The following is a 17,116-nucleotide window of genomic DNA, read 5'->3' as shown; positions in this document are numbered from 1 at the left end:
GAAGTCGCACCCTGTGTGTAGTGGTCGACACGCTATGCGGACTTATGCTTGGGAGCGGACTTTGCCGGTTTGACACTGGCGGATGCCTTCTTGCGTTCCGGAGCGACGTGGTCGCGGCGCGGCATCTCCGTTACGGTGCTCTTCTTCGAGGACTTCTTCGTTTCCGTCTTTGCGGCGGTCTTCTTCGTTCCGGGCGGCGGTGCGTCCGTCTCGTCCTCAGAGTCGGACTTGCCCGCAAGGCTGCTACGCAGGGCATCCATCAGGTTGACGACCTTGGCGCGTTTCGGGGCCGGCTCATCAACAGGGATAGGCTCGTTGTGGACCTTCGCGTCGACGAGTTCCTTGAGCGCGATCTCGTAGCCATCCTTGTAGCGCTTCGGATCGAACTTTGCGGTCTTCTTCTTGATGAGTTGCTGTGCCAGTTCGAGCTGGTCTTCTTCGATCTCGACTTTCGGAATGCTAGCGAAGTACTCGTTCGGATTGCGCAGTTCTTCCTGATAGCGCATCGTGTAGGCCATCAGGCCGCGGCCCTCGTCGTCTTTGCTGGCCATGATGGCGACGACGTGTTCGCGACCGGCGAAGGCGATCTTGCCGATGCCAACCTTGCCGGCTTTGCCCATGGCTTCGCGGACTACGGCAAAGGCTTCGGCCTGTGCGTCGCCATCGGGCGCCACAAAGTATGGCTTTTCAAAGTATGCGGGATCGATCTCGCTCTCATCGACGAATTGTTCGATGGAGATGGCGTGCTTCGACGGGACGCGGAGGTTCGCGATCTCGCTGGGCTCGATCATGACGTACTGGCCCTTGGTGTACTCGTATCCCTTGACGATGTCGTCTTTGCCGACGGTCGCCGAAGCCTGAGTCTCTTCTTCACCACCGCCGTCGTTCTCCTCGAGAGACGATGCGAGCACCTTCTGGTGACGGACGCGTTCGCCGGTGGAGCGGCTGATCTGGTGAAAGCGAATCTGACTCTTTGCTTCGGTCGCGACGAAGAACTTTACCGCGAACGAGACGAGCGAGATCTGGATGGTGCCTGACCAATAAGGACGAGCCATAACGATGCGTGCTCCCTGTGTGCTTTGGTGTGATTCTTGCGGGGCACTGGCAGGATGTCTCGCGGGCACGACGATGTCAATGCCGTTACTGACTGATGATTGACTGAGTGGCCAATAGTTCCGGTGCCCGACGTTCCGATTTTTGGGGCGTTGCTTTCACGAAGCTTCGGAGGTCGCCGATCCCACGTCTCAGAATCGAGACGTGGGGCACCCGCTACGCCAGACCTTCTTTGAGGACCGATTCGTACGCGGGCAGCGTCAGGAAGTCCGTGAAGCGGTCACTGCGAACGAGGTCGCGCATCATGAGCGCGGCGCGTTCGTAGGCTGCAAAGCGCTTCGCGTCTACGGCTGACCTGGTCTTGCTCAGTTCGTCGTCAATGACGCTGTCGACCAGATCTGCCGTGACGGCGCGGCCGTCGGCCAGCACAGCGCCATGGTGGACCCATTGCCAGAGCTGGGCGCGGCTGATCTCTGCGGTCGCGGCATCCTCCATCAGGTTGAAGAGAGGGACACAGCCGATGCCGCGCAGCCAAGCTTCGACGTAGCCCAGACCGACCGCCACGTTTTGACGAAGACCGGCCTCGGTGATCTGGCCGGTCGGGATCTGGAGCAGGTCCGTCGCGGTTGCGGTGTAGTCGTCGAGCTTCTTATCGATCTGGTTTGGTCCCGGCATCAGGCGGTCGAAGACCTCCATGGCGATGGGTACGAGGCCGGGATGCGCGACCCATGTGCCGTCGTGTCCGTCGCCTGCTTCGCGCTCCTTGTCGGCGCGGACCTGCGCGAGAGCGCGTTCGTTTGCCTCGGGATCGCTCTTGATGGGGATGAAGGCGCTCATGCCGCCCATGGCGCTGATTTCGCGGTGGTGACAGGTCTTGATGGCGAGCTTCGAGTACGACCGCATGAAATGGGTCGCCATGGTGACCTGTCCGCGATCCGGCAGGAGGATGGTCTTGTCTGCGGCGAGCTTCTTGATGAACGAGAAGATGTAGTCCCAGCGACCGCAGTTGAGGCCGGCCGAGTGGTCGCGCAGTTCATAGAGGATCTCGTCCATTTCGAAGGTCGCGAGGATGGTCTCGATCAGCACGGTTGCGCGGACGGAGCCTTGCGGCACGCCGATGTAGTTCTGCGCGAAGACGATGGCGTCGTTCCACAGCCGCGCTTCCAGATGCGATTCCATCTTGGGTAGGTAGAAGTACGGTCCGGAGCCGCGTGCAAGCAGCTCTGTCGCGTTGTGAAAGAGGTAGAGGCCGAAATCGAAGAGGGAGCCGCTCATCGGCTCGCCATCCACGATCATGTGCTGTTCCGGCAGATGCCAGCCGCGCGGCCGTACGAAGAGCACTGCTGTCTTCTCGTTGAGCTTGTAGCTTTTGCCCGTCTCCGGGGCTTCGAAGGTGATGGTGCGGCGGACGGCGTCCCGCAGGTTTGCCTGACCTTCGAGGAGGTTGGTCCAGGTGGGTGTGGTGGAGTCTTCAAAGTCCGCCATGAAGACCTTCGCACCGCTGTTCAGCGCGTTGATCACCATCTTGCGTTCGACAGGCCCGGTGATCTCGACGCGACGGTCCTGGAGGTCAGCAGGGATCGGTGCGCAGCGCCAAGCGGCACTGCGAATGCTGGCGGTCTCCGGCAGGAAGTCAGGGCGTTCGCCTGCGTCCAAGTGCGCCTGGCGAGCGATGCGGGCCTGCAGCAGCTCGAGCCGGCGGGCGTTGAAGTTACGGTGGAGTGCCGTCAGGAAGTTGACGGCGTCCGGTGTGAGGATCTGTTCGTCAGCGGGCGTAAGCGGCGTCTTGAATTCAATGGTCTGCATGGCTTACAGCTTCTCCGAGGCAAATTGCAGGCTGACGCGGCCTGCGTGGCTGAAGTTCGCGACCACTTCCGTGCCGTGCGAGGTCCAGGTAACGCCGGTCCAACTGCCGGTCGTAATCCAGTCGCCATGCTTGAGGCCGCCGGTGCGGGTGGCGCCTTCGTTTGCCAGATAGACAAGGAGGCGGATGAGGTCGCTGCCACCGGGGTTTGAGCCGGTGTTCTCCACGCGGACGGCGCCGTCGGCAGAGAGCGTGACCTGCTCCTGCGACCAATCGATCGTCTGCCAATTGGGGACTGCAGGACCGGCAACAAAGCCGCCGTGCATCTGGAGGTCGGCCAGCATACATTCGCGGGAGACAGATGTTGGATCGTTGTACGCCGATTCGAGGATCTCGATTGCCGGATGGCAGCTTCCGATGGCGGCGACAACTTCATCGCGCGTGTAAGGAAGTGCGCGTGGTGGCAGCGCAGTGCCGATGCGGAAGCAGATCTCTGCTTCAACGCCACGCAGGCGGTGATTCTCGCCGCGGAAGAGCGCTCCGTTCTCGCCCATCCATGCGGCGGGCATGGGTGCGAAGAAAGGCTCATGCTCCGGACTGCGCGCGCCGACTTTGTAGCCGGCGACGGGACGATAGGCTTCCGCCATGACGTCCTGAACGGCGAATGCCTCAGCTTCTGTTGCGGGGTGCAGCGCGACCGGAAGATCCGAAATCGGGGAGGCGGTGCGTCGCGCTGTCAGAAGAGTGTCCGCGGTCTGGCGTAGAACCGCCTCGCGTGCTGCCGGAATTGTCATGCAAGATACCTTTCGTCGTACGAACGTCCGCCCACAAGTCTTTCGCAATGTGCCGCCAGACGCAAACCGGTCGCCGTTTCAGCACGTCATACTAAGATGACAGCGTCGTGCTGTGATCTGTAGGGCGACACGTAGAGGAAGAGGTAAGCGAGATGTTGATCGGCAAAGCACCGGAGTTTAAGTCGTCTGAGATCACACCACGCGAGAGTTTCCTGAATCGCCGCAACCTCATCTTCGGTGGCCTGGCCGCAGCGGGACTGGCGTATGAGTGGCACCAGAAGATGCCGCCGCTCTTCACGCCGACGGTTCACGCTGCCACCAAGTTGCCGACGGTGCCGGGGCAGGCGCCCGCAGTGAGCGATGCCATCACGCCGCAGGGCAAGGCGACCAGCTACAACAATTTTTACGAGTTCGGCACAGACAAGGCCGATCCGAAGGCGAACGCGGGCAAGCTTAAGCAGCGGCCGTGGACTGTGAAGATCGAAGGCCTGTGCAATAACCCGAAGACGGTCGATATCGAGACGTTGCTGAAGTACAAGCCACTGGAAGACCGCACATATCGGTTCCGTTGCGTTGAAGCGTGGAGCATGATCATTCCGTGGGTGGGTTATCCGCTGGCGAACCTGATCAACTTTGCGCAGCCGAAGCCCGAGGCAAAGTACGTCGAGTTCATCTCGCTGGCGGACCGCAGCCAGATGGATCTTCCGGGTGGCTTCAACTGGCCCTATACCGAAGGTCTGCGTCTGGATGAGGCGATGAACCCGCTGGCGCTGTTGACCTTTGGCGCGTACGGCCAGACGCTGGAGAATCAGCAGGGCGCGCCCATCCGCGTGATCGTCCCGTGGAAGTATGGCTTCAAGTCAGCGAAGTCGATCGTGCGCATACGGTTTACCGACAAGCAGCCGGTGACGACGTGGAACGACATCTCGGCGTCAGAGTACGGTTTTTACTCGAATGTGAATCCGACGCACAACCACCCTCGCTGGAGCCAGGCACATGAGCGCCGCATTGACGCGAGCGTCTTCCCGCGTACGGTGGCAACGCTGCCATTCAACGGCTATGGCAACGAGGTGGCGTCGCTCTACAAGGGCATGGATCTGAACAAGAACTATTAGGTGTTTCTCGTTGCTCGTTTCTGGTTTCTTGTTTGAGATTCGCAGATCGCAGCAGGTTCTCGATGCGAGACTCACTTCCAGTCGACTTCGGAGCCTCGAAACTACGAAACGAGAAACTCAGAAACTGAATTCATGTCCAATCGCACGATCAAGATCCTGAAGCCTTTCGTATTCCTGCTGGCGCTGGTGCCGTTTTTTGGCATCGTGTGGAGCTTTCACGAGGACACACTCGGCGCGGATCCTGTGCAGACCATTACGCACTGGACTGGCGACTGGGCACTGTGGATGCTTTTGATCTCGCTTGCGATCACGCCTGTTCGTCGGCTCTCACCGAAGCTGGCCTGGCTTGTCCGTCTGCGCCGGATGCTGGGGCTGTTTGCGTTCTTTTACGCATCTCTGCACCTGCTGACTTATGTCTTGCTCTTCAGCGGATTTGATCTGCCTGGCGCGCTGGATGCGCTGCGCCAGGGACAGTTCCACGTGTTGCGTGAGGATTGGATCGCGGTCTGGCCCACGATGGTTGAGGACGTTGCAAAGCGCCGTTTCATCCAGGTGGGTTTGCTGTCGTATGTGATTCTGCTGGCGCTCGCGCTGACTTCGCCGCAATGGATCATGCGCAAGATGGGCGGTAAGCCGTGGCAGACGCTGCATCGGACCGTCTACATTGCGGCCGTCTTTGGGGTCATTCACTACTGGTGGCTGGTGAAAAAGGGGGTGCTGAGCCCCTGGAAGGACTCAGCTGTGCTTCTGGTGCTGTTGCTGGCTCGACCGGCCTACCAGTGGCTCAAGAAGAAGCCTGCTGTCCGCGTAGCGGCTTAGTCCTCGACGATGCCTTCGAACATGCTTTGCGTCAACACTGCGGCCTGCGGCGTGGACGCTGCGGCGAGTGTGTAGTGTTCACGATCGCCGTACTGATCCCAGAAGGGCTTCACGTTGTCCATTACAGGGACCTGCGAGGTGTGTTCGCGGAAGGCCGCGAGCTTCTGCTCTTTCACGGCTGAGACGTCGAGTACGACTGTCCAGGGTGCGGGCAGAAGCGCCTCGCGGTCCGGCAGCGTGAACTCCGTGCTCTGGTGATATAGCTTTTGTGGTGCGTGGGTTGGCAGACCAAGATCCGGGAAGCGCTTGCTGCGAGCCGACCAATGAAAGGCGGCGCTGGTGAAGCAGCTTGCCATGGTGTGGTCAGCGTGAACGTTCAGTGATCCGTCCAGACCGAAGGTGAGGACGATGTGCGGCTTCCATGTCCGCATGCGTTCTACGAGCCGCTTCGCAACGCCATTCAGTTCTTCGAATTCGAGTCGACCGTCCTGATAATCAAGGATCTCGTGTTTAGTGACGCCGAGCACGTCGCAGCTCCGTGCGAACTCGTCGCGCCGCATTCTGCCGAGATCCTGGCCGTCCGCGGAGCTGCCGCGGTTGGTCGCTGCCTGGCCGTCCGTCAGGCAAACTACGTAGGTTTCGCAGGAGGCCTTTGCGGCAAGTGCCAGCGCTCCGCCGAAGGCGAAACATTCATCATCGGGGTGTGCGACCACGCACATCAGGCGCTTTGACAAGGTTCCAACTCCTCCTGTAACTCGGCATCATCGAACAACAGATCAGTCATCACTACAGCTTGTTCCAGGGTCTCGTCCCCGAAGAACTTTGCCACCGGAGCAAAGGATCTGCGGTGCAAGGGGGTCGGGCCGTGTTCTTCCAGCGCGCGGCGATGTTCCGGCGTGGCGTAGCCCTTATGAGATGCGAGGCCGTACTGCGGGTGTGCGAGGTGCCACTCGCGCATCTGCGCATCGCGATAGACCTTAGCCAACACTGATGCTGCAGCGATCGACACGGACAGGGAATCCCCGTAGATGAGCTTGGTCTGCGCGCAGGGATGGTCGATCCGCATCGCGTCGATGAGCAAGTGATCCGGGACGCAGCCTAGTTGGTCGACTGCCAAACGCATAGCCAGGCGCGAGGCCTGGTAGATGTTGATCCGGTCGATGGTCTCGGAGTCGACCTCCCCCACCGCAAAGGCGATGGCACACTTGCGGATTTCGCGGTCCAGGAGTTCACGTTCCTCGCGGGTCAGTTGCTTGCTGTCGCGAAGACCGAGGCGCTGCAGCTTCGAGGTGCGTGGCGGCAGCACGACCGCTGCGGCCACCACGGAACCGAACAACGCGCCGCGGCCCACTTCGTCCACGCCGGCGATGCAGCAGAAGCCGTGGTAACGCAGCGCCTGCTCGGGTGCGTCAGAGCAGACGAGGTCTCGCAGCATCTGCTGCTTGGTCTGCCCTTCGGGAATCATCGGGCGCTTGCGACGAAGGTCTGTGGGGATGGTCGCCATGCTCTACCAGTGTACAAAGCAAAGGCTGCGGCAGCATCACAGGCAGACGCCGCCGCACAGCAGGTTGATCTCCATGGCAGGCCGCGTTGAAGGGATGGAGATGCGCCGTGGACGACTCGTGCTGGCCAGCGCTAGTCTCTCTACACAATCGATGTTCCGCAGGATACTCTCGCAACGTTGATACTTTCTAATGGAGACCCCATGCGCAGTCCCCGCTGCCTCAGTTTGACCTTGGCGGCCTTTGCTCTTCTGCCTGCCTGTGCCGTTTCCCAAAACTCCCCCGCGACGACTGTCGAGCCACCGACGGGCAAGGAGTCCAAGCCTGCCCAAGTGGCGCCGACACCAACGCCTAAGGGCGATCCGGCGTCCGCGGATCCGGCACCTGGTCTTGCGGCGGCTGAAAACGATGAGCCCTCCGCACACACTTTGAAGGTGTTACCGGCGGGTATGGAGCCGAACCCTCCGAGCGTCGAAGATCTCGCGGCGTCTGGTATGACGTGGCGTGGCGAGTATGAAGCGAGTTTCGACGGAACGCCGTTGGTCGGCCCCGACTGCGCGCCCTTTACCTGTGCTCTACAACAAGAAGGGCAAGCGAGTTAAGTCGAAGATCAAGGTGGCGAAGTCCCATCCCATCAGCATCGTCGACGGCACAATGACAGTGGATGGATGGACGGGCAAGGCTCGTCTGAATCACGACATACCGGACCTGAAGTTCATCTATCTTTCCGCACCAACCATTGGCACGGTGATCGTATCGCAGTCTGCCTTTCCGGGCTCGCTGGAGCAGAAGGACGCGTTCCGTGAAAATACACTGAGCGTTAAGGTGGGCGACCACGAGTTTCAACTCGCGTCGGAAAAGCCGTTGACCGGCAAGAAGCCCGAGTCAGCCTGGGTGAAGTTCGATCCGCAATACACCGAGGATTCGCGCTATCCCGTGATGGGTTACGGGAGCACGGCCGGTGCTCCGTACGAGTGGCCCGGCGCAAAGCGGATAGAGAACAAGGAAGCTACGGTAGCTCCACCGCTGCCGACGGGCATGCGACCAAAGCTGGCAACAGCGGTCTGCATTACCAACTGCGGCAAGGTGCCGGGTTTCTCGCCGGCTGCTCAAGCGGTTCCAGCGGCGGAGCCAAGCCCCGCGAAGTAAATAAGTGAACAGCAACGAAAAACGAGCGCCCAAGGGGCGCTCGTCTCATTGAGGTGGAAGAAGCTTAAGCGGTGCGGCCCACTTCGCGCAGACGGGCGGCCTTACCGCGCAGACCACGGAGGTAGAACAGCTTGGCGCGACGCACTTCGTACGAGCGAACCTTCTCGACCTTGTCGACGACCTTCGAGTTGAACGGGAAGATACGCTCCACGCCCTGGCCGAAGCTCATCTTGCGCACGGTGAAGGAACCCTGGGGGCCATTCTTACGGGCGATGCACATGCCCTCGAATGCCTGAAGACGCTCTTTGTCGCCTTCCTTGATCTTTACCTGCACGCGGACGGTATCGCCCGGAGCGAATTCCGGAAGGTCAGTGCGCTCGAGCTTAGCCGCGAGCTTCTGCATGATGGGGTGAATCGACATAATGCTGTTTCCTTACTTAGAGTCGTGGATCAGTTTATCCCAAATAACGCCGAAAAACAATATCCGATATGGCGAAAGCGACTTTCCTGCAAGGGAATCACTGTTGGTTCGGCTCGGCGGATCTGCGTAGGCTTTCAAGAAACCTGCGATCCTCCTTGGTCAGCGGTGCCTCAGCCAGCAGGTCGGGACGATTTTGCAGCGTTTTCAGGAGAGCCTGTTGCCTGCGCCAGCGCCGAATGGCTAGATGATCGCCGGCTGCGAGGACGTCGGGGATGGCGACTCCGCGAAACTCGGCCGGTCGCGTGTAGTGAGGGTAGTCGAGCAATCCGGCAGATGCTGCAACGGCTTGTGGAGGTGCGTTCTCAGCGCGATCGGAGTCGTGGGCGTGGCCGAAGCTCTCGTAATGTGCGGAGTCCGGGTTCCCAAGAACGCCCGGCAGGAGCCGCGTGACGGCGTCCACGATGATGGCAGCGCCGAGTTCTCCGCCCGAGAGGACGTAGTCGCCGATGGAGAGTTCGCGGTCGCAGTGCATCTGGTTGACGCGTTCGTCTACCCCTTCGTATCGCCCGCAGACCAGAACGACGCGATCCATCGACTTCAACTCATGGGCCACCGCCTGTGTGAACCGTGATCCCTGTGCAGAGAGCAGGATCACCGTCTCTCGCCTGGGATCGCGGAGGGGCTTGGGCGACAGCCCCAGAGACTCAATCGCCTCGGAGAGTGGCTCGGGTTTCAGCACCATGCCTTCGCCGCCGCCGAACGGGCGGTCATCGACCGTGCGGTGGCGATCGTGGGTAAAGCTGCGCAGATCGACGGTGCCGATCTGTGCGATGCCGCTGTTCAACGCGCGCGCGACCACTCCGTTGCGGAGTGTGCTTTCAAAGAAGTCAGGAAAGATCGTCACGATATCGAAGCGGAGAGTCTGCTTCGGTTCGGCTGCAGTCGTTATGCTGGTTTCGGACGGCATGCCGCTATTCTTTCATCGGTTGGATTGCTGGCTGCTGCAGCTAGCCGTTCATGTCGACAAGGCCCTGCGGCAGGCGCATCTCAATCCGCTTCGCAGCGATGTCGATCTTTGCGATGAACTCATTGGCGAAGGGGATCATGACTTCATCGCCGTTTGCCCGGGTCACAACGAAGATGGATGCTGCTGTTTCGATGCGGCGACCCTGGGGATCCTGCGGGAAGTGCATGTCATCTACTTTCCCGATCTCGATCTCGCCGTCGGTCATGATGCACCCGATCAGATCGTTCACGTAGTACGTTTGCTCATCCAACGCAACTCGTTCTTCGGCAGGGATTTGCGCTTCGGCCTTAGTAAGCTTTTCGGCATCGGTGATGGAGTCGTAACCTGCGAACTTCAGTACGATTCGACCGGCGCTTCGGCCTACAGGCAGCCAGTGATCCTGGACGACCGCATCCGTGCGGAGGCCGCTGGGCGCGAGGAGGGATACGTTGGGACGATCTTTGAACTGGTCCGGGAAGTCCGTGAAGAGGTCACAAAGAACCTCACCGCGTCGACCCTGCGGACGGACGACGCGGGCCAGTGTCACCCAATCATTTGTCTGCGGAATCATCTATTCGGACTGCACATCGAGGCTGAAGCGCTGCTGTAGCTTGCTGCCGGCGGCACCAAGAATCGTGCGCAGTGACCGCGCTGTGCGACCCTGTTTGCCGATGAGCTTGCCGAGATCATCGGTGGCGACGTACAGCCGCAACACCGTCTCGGTCTCGAAGGTTTCCGCTTCAACACGGACCTTGTCCGGTTGGTCCACCAAGGCGGTCGCCATGCCAGTCATTAAGTCACACATCTGTTGCACAGAACCGGGGAGGGGATTGTCCGTCATACGTACCTTGGGGGTGAACTTGATCCGCTCTTGCGGCTGGAGGCGCTACCGCGCAGCGCCAGTGATCAGTTGGATGGTTGCTAAAGGGATACAGCTTCCACTTAAAAAGTTTCTACAGGGGTATGGCCTTGCAAGCAAGGAAAAAGCCACGTCTAAATCGCGTTTTTGCGACAGAAACGTGGCCTTTGTACCGCAATGGGAGATTATGCTGCTACGGGCGTCGGCAGCTGCCGGCGCGGGTGCATTCTTCACAAGCTTGGCGACGATGTCCGACATCTGTGCGCCGACGCCGGTCCAGTAGGCAATGCGATCGTGCTTGAGCTCGACAGTTGCGGGCTCGGTGCGGGGATTGTAGGTACCAACCACTTCGATGGAACGGCCGTTGCGGGCGCGATCCTTCTCGATGACGACGATGCGATAGTACGGCTGCTTGGTGGCGCCTACGCGCGCCAGACGAATCATGACCACTGTTTTTACTTCCTCACTCTGAAAGATGTCTCGGTTACCCCGTTCGACGGGGCCAACTGCCGCGGCAGAGATTCTGCCGGCCGGGGAAACGCTTCGGCGCGCAGCTCTTTCCAACCAATCTATTGTGGGCCATTTTTCGCCGGAATACAAGGCGGCTGTGGGATCACCTGCGATTCCCCATGTCCGGAAAAAGAAATTGCAGAACCTCGGCGAACCGATCTGCCCAGGCATCCTCATTATGAATCGCCCCCGGAAACTTCCTGTACAGAAGGTCGTTTCCCTCCCGCCACCCTTTGCCTAGAAGCAATTGCGAGAGCAAATCGGCGTCGCGAACGTGACGCAGGCCCTCGCCCGTACCCATATCCAGCCAAATGCGGAGGGGCAGGCGGCTCTTCAGCGAGCGAACGTCGCGCAGAATCGAGCGGTTGTCCCACCAGATGGATGGAGACAGCACGCCAATGCGACCGAAGACGTTCGGGGACTTGAGACCTATCGCCAAGGAGATGAGGCCACCCAGGGATGAGCCAGCTATACCTGTGTGGTCTGCGCCTGAAAGCACGCGATACTCGGCGCGCAACATCGGGAGGAGTTCTTCTATCAGCAGTTGCGCGTAGAAGGGGCCTCTTCCGCCACCGAGCCTTGGGTCGGGCGTAGGGGTATAGTCCGCCATCCGAGTTGCGCCGGTGTTCGCTACGCCGACCAGGATCAAGGGTTCGACGCGACCTGCAGCGATCTCTTCATCTGCTGTAGTGCCCGCACGCCATGTGCTGCCTTTTACGTAGGCCAGGTCACCGTCAAAGAGATTCTGCCCGTCATGCAGAACTAAGACCGGGAAGCTGCGCTCGGGTTCGAGGAGGTAGGCTTCGGGCAGATAAAGGAAGAGGTCTCGAGGATTGGGAAGGTACTGAGACTCCCAGTCACAGATCCGAAGGTAGCGGCCCTGCGCTGCGACCTCTGCCATTCGTGGTCCCGGCGGGGTGATTTCCGTGTGAGTGTCGGGCTGGGAGGCAACGATTTCCATGAACTAAGATTCCTTCGAAGGGTACCAGAGCAGGCTTTTGCCGGAGGGCAACGCATATGCACCGCGAATACCACGTCGACCACTCTGCTGCCTTGGGCCGGCCAATGGAGCGCCTTGTCTTTGGGCATGACGGCTTGCCCGTAATCGTCTTTCCCACGTCCTGCGGCCGCTTCTATGAGTTTGAAGATCAGGGCATGGTGGCCGCAATCGAAAACAAGATTAACCGCGGCCAGATCCAGCTGTGGTGCGTTGACTCTGTTGACAGCGAAAGCTGGTACAACCGGGGCGTCAGCGGGCGCTGGCAGATCGCACGGCACCTGCAGTATGAGCAATACATCATGCACGAGGTGCTGCCGCAGGTTCGCCACAAGAACTGGAACCAGATGGTAGCGATGACTGGCTGCTCATTTGGCGGCTTTCACGCGGCCAGCATGGCGCTGCGCCACCCGGACAAGATCAACGCCATGCTCTCAATGGGCGGTGCGTTTGATCTGGCGCGTTTCCTGCGAGGGCACTACGACGACGATGTCTATTACACGCTGCCTATGGACTTTCTGCCAAATCTGAACGACCCCTGGTATCTGGATAAGTTCCGGCACAACACCTACGTCCTGGCGACCGGGCAACACGACCAATGCTGGAACGACAACGAGCGCCTCGCCGCCATGATGCGGAGCAAGGGCATCCCCGTCCGTCTGGATGTTTGGGGTGACAACACGGGGCATGACTGGCCCTGGTGGCGGAGAATGCTTCAGACTTATCTCTAGGAGTTGGGGTTTTTCGTTCTCCTCACACGCCGGGAAGCCGGCTCGCGTCCAGAGACTACGAAGCCAGAAACTACAGAACTCCGCCGTAACGCATCCACCAACTTAGGAGATAAGAATGAAGAAGATCGGCATCCTCTTCGGCATGGAAAACACCTTCCCTCAGGCTTTTGTGGACAAGGTCAATTCCATGAATGTGGATGGGATTACAGCGGAGTTTGTTGAGATCGGTTCGGTCAAAGAGGCTTGTCCGTGCGGCTATTCCGTCATTGTCGACCGCATCTCGCATGACGTTCCGTTCTACCGGGCTTACCTGAAGAATGCGGTTCTTACCGGAACGCATGTCATCAACAATCCGTTCTGGTGGAGCGCCGACGACAAGTTCTTCAACTACGCTTTGGCTGCGAAACTAGGTGTCGCTGTGCCGAAGACAGTCATTCTGCCGAGCAAGCAGATGCCGCCGGACACCAATGACATCTCGTTTCGGAATTTGCCGTATCCCTACGACTGGAAGAGCGTCTTCGACTACATCGGCTTTCCGGCGTTTCTGAAACCGCATGACGGTGGTGGATGGAAGGACGTCTTTCACGTCCACGATGAGCGCGAGTTCTTTGAAGCGTATGACCAGACGCGCGACCTTTGCATGACGCTGCAGGCTGCGGTCAAGTTCCGCGAGTATTTTCGCTGTTATGTGGTTGGACAGAGAGACGTGCGTATCATGCCGTACGATCCATCACGCCCGCACGCCGATCGTTATGTGCTGAATCCGCCGACTTATGAGCCCGCCTTGCTTGCACGCGTGGAGAAGGATGCGCTCACCCTGTGCAGGTCGCTTGGATACGACCTCAACACTGTCGAATTTGCGGTGGAAGACGGCATTCCCTACGCGATTGATTTCATGAACCCGGCGCCGGATGCGGATCTGAACTCTGTTGGTGAAGAAAACTTTCAATGGATCGTTGAGCAGGTGGCAAAGCTTGCCATTGAGCGTGCGCAAGCGAACGATGGCGAGTTGCCGGAATTGCGCTGGTCTTCCTTCCTGGGATATCAGCCAGACGTACAACCTGAGGCCGCGAAAGCTGCTCGTCAGAAGAAATCGATCAAATGAAGCACCTTCTCTCAGCGGTGATTCTGGTGCTTGCAAGTACGGCATGCGCGCAGCAGCAGACGGGTGCGCCCGCAGGCATTGCTGTACCACCTCTGCCAAAGTCTTCAGCGAGTGCGGCATCTGTCGATGCCCCTCCAGGTTCGCTTGTCTTTCGCGTGCGTTTGATTGATGGACGCAATGGCCAGCCTATTGCGAACGGTCATGTGAAGCTCTGGTATGACGAGCCTTCAGGCCCGGGGTATGAGTTTGCCACAGGGGCGCAGGGCATCGGGTTGATGCCTGCGCCCGTGGGCGATCCTCTGCGTGTTCTGGTCAGCAGCGTGGATTATAACGACTGCCGCCGACCGGCTCGATACGCTCCGCCGCGCGGATACAACATGACCGAAGTTGCTAAGTCGGGTGTTGCCGCGGAAAATACCTGCGGTAATGTGGCCGTGCATACGCAGCCCGGCGAGCTTGTCTTTTTCGTTCGCCCCACACGTTGGTACGAGAACCTGAATCGCAGCGTCGGGAACTGACGCCTGAGGATGTGCGGTGCGGGTGCTCGATGCTACTCTCGTTCTCACCCGTAGCTCTGTCGGGCTGGCGACATAGGAAAGCCACTCCCGGAATAGTGCGCGGCATCGGAGCTTGCTATGCGACCGTCGTTCACGTTGGGCATTGAAGAGGAGTACCAGACCATTGACCCCGTGACCCGCGATCTGCGCTCACATGTGGCGACGGAGATGCTGGAGAACGGCAAGCTGCGCCTGGAAGAGCGCGTGAAAGCCGAGATGCACCAGTCTGTCATCGAGGTCGGCACGAGGGTCTGCCACAACATCCAGGATGCTCGCGAAGACCTTTACGATCTTCGCCGCAATATGATTCGTTTGGCTGAGGAGAATGGCCTGGTGCTCGTCGCGGGCGCGACTCATCCCTTTGCTGACTGGCGTGAGCAGGAGATCTATCCCGATCCGCGTTACGACAAGGTCGTGGAAGATCTACAACTGGTGGCGCGCGCAAACCTGATCTTTGGCCTGCACGTTCACGTGGGCATTGAGGATCGGGAGGCAGCCATTCGCATCATGAATTCTCTGCGTTACTTTCTTCCGCACATCCTTGCGCTGTCCACGAATTCGCCCTTCTGGCTGGGCATGGACACGGGTTACAAGAGCTATCGCGCAAAGGTGTTTGAGAACTTTCCGCGTACGAATCTGCCGGACAGCTTCGCCTCGTACTCCGAATTCGAAAACTATGTGAATCTGCTGATCAAGACGAACAGCATCGACAACGCGAAGAAGCTCTGGTGGGACGTTCGGCCACACCCATTCTTCAATACGGTCGAGGTGCGCATTTGCGACATCCCCATGAGGGCGGAGGAGTCCGTGGCGATTGCGGCTCTGATTCAGGCGACGGCGATGAAGCTGCACTGTCTGCACGCAAACAACGTGGATTTTCGGCAGTACTCGCGTGCGCTGCTGATGGAGAACAAGTTCCGGGCGGTCCGATATGGTTTGGATGGCAAACTAATCGACTTCGGCAAAGAGACCGAGGTGCCCGAGCGCGAACTGATCGAGGAATACCTGCACTTCATCGACGACGTGGTCGACGAACTGGGATCGCGCAATGAAATCAACTACATTCGCACGATGCTGGAAAACGGCAGCGGGGCGGACCGGCAGTTGAAAGTCTGGCGTGAGACGAATGACCTGCGCGCGGTGGTGGACTACATGGCGTCCGAGACGCGCGCCGGACTGTAAGAAACCTAACCTTCGACGCCGTCTCGAAAAAAAAGTTGTGGTGCATTGCGCATTCGCGAAGAATTCACGCTATTGTGAAGGAAATCCTCATGCAAACAGCCGTCCTGCATGGGCGATCCCAAGCTTCAGTTCACAAGTTTCCTGCAAACGCAAAGTAGCGTCGTGTCGCCGACGTGTACCTCGATTCGTTCACCGCAGTTTCACTGAGGAGAGTCGTATGGATTTGAAGAACTTCGCTTCCGCCCAGCAGTATTTTTCCCGCCGTTCTTTCATGCGCACCGCTGGCATCGCTTCGGCTGCGGTGGCATCCATGCCCGCATTCGCAATGCAGGCCGCAGCTCCGGCCGCGCCGCAAGCAGGTCGCCGTGGTGGCGGCATGGGCGATGACATGGGCGGCGGACGTGCTCCGCGTGACCCCAACACCGTGATCATCTCGTCGAACGAGAACCCGCTTGGACCTGCTCCCGTCGCCCTCGAAGCGATCAGCGGCGCTGCCAAGAAGGGCGGCCGTTACGATCGTGAGTACTCTGCCGCGATGACCAAGGCGATCAGCGAGCAGTTCCAGTTGAAGCCTGGCTACGTCCGCATCTACCCGGGTTCGGGTGGACCGCTGGATCTGGCTCTCTACTCCAACATTGGACCGGACAAGGCGCTCATCCTGGGCGATCCCTCCTACGAGCAGGGTTTCCGCGCTGCACAGACCTGTAAGGCCAAGTACATCCAGGTTCCGCTGGATAAAAAGACCTACGCGTACGACGTGAAGGCGATGCTTGCTGCTCACCCGAATCCGGGTGCGTATTACATCGTGAACCCGAACAACCCGACCGGCACGATCACGCCGAAGTCGGACATCGAATGGCTCGTAAAGAACAAGCCTGCCGGTTCGGTTGTCATCGTCGACGAGGCCTATCACCACTTCTCGACCGAAGACTCCGTCATCGACATGGTTGCTGCAGACAAGGACGTCATCGTCCTGCGCACGTTCTCGAAGATCTACGGTATGGCAGGCGTTCGCGCCGGCTTCGCCTTCGGCCGTCCTGACCTGCTGGCGAAGTTTGAGACTGTCACGTCGAACAACCGCCAGATCGGTTCGATCTCGCTGACCTCGGCCGCAGCCGCAGCCGCCAGCCTGAACGATCCGCAGCTGGTTCCGCTGCGCCGCAAGATCAACAAGGACACGCTGGACAACACGCTCGAGTACCTGCAGAAGAACAACTTTGCATTTATTCCTGGTGCACAAGCCAACATGTTCATGGTTGACGTAAAGCGTCCCGGCGCCGAAGTGCAGCGCGCGATGCTTGGCGAGAAGGTGGCTATCGGCCGTGTCTGGTCGATCTACCCGACGATGGTCCGCGTGACCGTCGGTACACCGGAAGAGATGAAGAAGTTCCAGACGGCCTTCACCAAGGTCATGAACTCGCCCACCGCACCGGTGGCAGCTCATCTGGACATCAACGACATCCCGCACGAGCTTTACCGCGCATAACTCCTGCCCAAGCGGCATACCTGGAA

General features: G+C 59.4%; 18 protein-coding genes and 1 pseudogene. 8 read left to right on the top strand and 11 right to left on the bottom strand.

The features are described from left to right. Nucleotides 1-32 precede the first annotated feature (32 nt). From ku to TERRO_RS10300, 3 genes are all read right to left on the bottom strand, one after another. The gene (gene ku, locus TERRO_RS10310; protein WP_014785940.1) at nucleotides 33-1,055 is read right to left on the bottom strand and encodes a non-homologous end joining protein Ku; all 1,023 of its coding nucleotides are present in this window, start codon (nucleotides 1,053-1,055) and stop codon (nucleotides 33-35) included. A 214-nt stretch (nucleotides 1,056-1,269) separates the two neighbouring features. After that, nucleotides 1,270-2,859 carry a malate synthase A gene (gene aceB / locus TERRO_RS10305; protein ID WP_014785939.1) on the bottom strand — a complete coding sequence of 530 codons (1,590 nt, stop codon included), beginning with the start codon at nucleotides 2,857-2,859 and terminating at the stop codon, nucleotides 1,270-1,272. A gap of 3 nt (nucleotides 2,860-2,862) precedes the next feature. Beyond that, nucleotides 2,863-3,651, bottom strand: coding sequence for a 2-keto-4-pentenoate hydratase (locus tag TERRO_RS10300; protein WP_014785938.1), 789 nt, complete (start codon nucleotides 3,649-3,651; stop codon nucleotides 2,863-2,865). A 152-nt stretch (nucleotides 3,652-3,803) separates the two neighbouring features. Between TERRO_RS10300 and msrP the strand changes: the two genes are divergently transcribed. Further along, nucleotides 3,804-4,766, top strand: coding sequence for a protein-methionine-sulfoxide reductase catalytic subunit MsrP (gene msrP, locus TERRO_RS10295; RefSeq protein WP_014785937.1), 963 nt, complete (start codon nucleotides 3,804-3,806; stop codon nucleotides 4,764-4,766). Between the two features lie 132 nt (nucleotides 4,767-4,898). Continuing rightward, entirely contained in the window at nucleotides 4,899-5,585 is a 687-nt protein-coding gene (locus tag TERRO_RS10290; protein ID WP_014785936.1) for a protein-methionine-sulfoxide reductase heme-binding subunit MsrQ, read from the top strand. Here the strand turns inward: TERRO_RS10290 and TERRO_RS10285 are convergent. Beyond that, nucleotides 5,582-6,319 carry a PIG-L deacetylase family protein gene (locus tag TERRO_RS10285; protein WP_014785935.1) on the bottom strand — a complete coding sequence of 246 codons (738 nt, stop codon included), beginning with the start codon at nucleotides 6,317-6,319 and terminating at the stop codon, nucleotides 5,582-5,584. The genes TERRO_RS10290 and TERRO_RS10285 overlap by 4 nt on opposite strands. After that, the gene (locus tag TERRO_RS10280) at nucleotides 6,304-7,089 is read right to left on the bottom strand and encodes a ribonuclease HII (protein WP_014785934.1); all 786 of its coding nucleotides are present in this window, start codon (nucleotides 7,087-7,089) and stop codon (nucleotides 6,304-6,306) included. The genes TERRO_RS10285 and TERRO_RS10280 overlap by 16 nt, the downstream gene beginning before the upstream one ends. Before the next feature lie 511 nt (nucleotides 7,090-7,600). On the opposite strand from TERRO_RS10280, the gene TERRO_RS10275 reads away from it, so the two are divergent. Further along, a complete protein-coding gene (locus TERRO_RS10275; RefSeq protein ID WP_157178323.1) occupies nucleotides 7,601-8,236 on the top strand; it encodes a hypothetical protein in 636 nt (211 codons plus the stop codon). Between the two features lie 64 nt (nucleotides 8,237-8,300). Here TERRO_RS10275 and rplS read toward each other — a convergent pair whose 3' ends face one another. From rplS to TERRO_RS10245, 6 genes and pseudogenes are all read right to left on the bottom strand, one after another. Further along, entirely contained in the window at nucleotides 8,301-8,657 is a 357-nt protein-coding gene (gene rplS / locus TERRO_RS10270; RefSeq protein ID WP_014785931.1) for a 50S ribosomal protein L19, read from the bottom strand. A gap of 97 nt (nucleotides 8,658-8,754) precedes the next feature. Further along, a complete protein-coding gene (gene trmD, locus TERRO_RS10265; protein ID WP_014785930.1) occupies nucleotides 8,755-9,624 on the bottom strand; it encodes a tRNA (guanosine(37)-N1)-methyltransferase TrmD in 870 nt (289 codons plus the stop codon). 40 nt (nucleotides 9,625-9,664) lie between these two features. Continuing rightward, a complete protein-coding gene (gene rimM / locus TERRO_RS10260) occupies nucleotides 9,665-10,234 on the bottom strand; it encodes a ribosome maturation factor RimM (RefSeq protein ID WP_014785929.1) in 570 nt (189 codons plus the stop codon). Next, entirely contained in the window at nucleotides 10,235-10,447 is a 213-nt protein-coding gene (locus tag TERRO_RS10255; protein ID WP_245536077.1) for a KH domain-containing protein, read from the bottom strand. Between the two features lie 279 nt (nucleotides 10,448-10,726). Then, nucleotides 10,727-10,966: pseudogene (gene rpsP, locus TERRO_RS10250) on the bottom strand (30S ribosomal protein S16); the annotation flags it as partial. Between the two features lie 169 nt (nucleotides 10,967-11,135). Continuing rightward, the gene (locus TERRO_RS10245) at nucleotides 11,136-11,993 is read right to left on the bottom strand and encodes an alpha/beta hydrolase (RefSeq protein ID WP_014785926.1); all 858 of its coding nucleotides are present in this window, start codon (nucleotides 11,991-11,993) and stop codon (nucleotides 11,136-11,138) included. Between the two features lie 56 nt (nucleotides 11,994-12,049). On the opposite strand from TERRO_RS10245, the gene TERRO_RS10240 reads away from it, so the two are divergent. The 5 genes from TERRO_RS10240 to TERRO_RS10220 all read left to right on the top strand — a co-directional run bounded on the left by TERRO_RS10240 (nucleotide 12,050) and on the right by TERRO_RS10220 (nucleotide 17,090). Continuing rightward, nucleotides 12,050-12,760, top strand: a complete 711-nt coding sequence (locus TERRO_RS10240; RefSeq protein ID WP_014785925.1) for an esterase family protein — start codon at nucleotides 12,050-12,052, stop codon at nucleotides 12,758-12,760. Nucleotides 12,761-12,875: 115 nt separating this feature from the next. Next, complete coding sequence (locus tag TERRO_RS10235; protein ID WP_014785924.1) at nucleotides 12,876-13,865, top strand: ATP-grasp domain-containing protein; 990 nt, start codon at nucleotides 12,876-12,878, stop codon at nucleotides 13,863-13,865. Continuing rightward, nucleotides 13,862-14,383, top strand: coding sequence for a hypothetical protein (locus TERRO_RS10230; protein WP_014785923.1), 522 nt, complete (start codon nucleotides 13,862-13,864; stop codon nucleotides 14,381-14,383). Before TERRO_RS10235 ends, TERRO_RS10230 begins: the two co-directional genes overlap by 4 nt. Nucleotides 14,384-14,500: 117 nt before the next feature. Continuing rightward, nucleotides 14,501-15,604, top strand: coding sequence for a carboxylate-amine ligase (locus TERRO_RS10225; RefSeq protein WP_014785922.1), 1,104 nt, complete (start codon nucleotides 14,501-14,503; stop codon nucleotides 15,602-15,604). A 217-nt stretch (nucleotides 15,605-15,821) separates the two neighbouring features. After that, the gene (locus TERRO_RS10220; RefSeq protein WP_014785921.1) at nucleotides 15,822-17,090 is read left to right on the top strand and encodes a pyridoxal phosphate-dependent aminotransferase; all 1,269 of its coding nucleotides are present in this window, start codon (nucleotides 15,822-15,824) and stop codon (nucleotides 17,088-17,090) included. Nucleotides 17,091-17,116 lie beyond the last annotated feature (26 nt).

Source organism: Terriglobus roseus DSM 18391 (assembly GCF_000265425.1).
Lineage (GTDB): Bacteria > Acidobacteriota > Terriglobia > Terriglobales > Acidobacteriaceae > Terriglobus > Terriglobus roseus.
The sequence above is the reverse complement of the archived record's forward strand: the minus strand, read 5'-3'. Positions and strand labels throughout refer to the sequence as shown.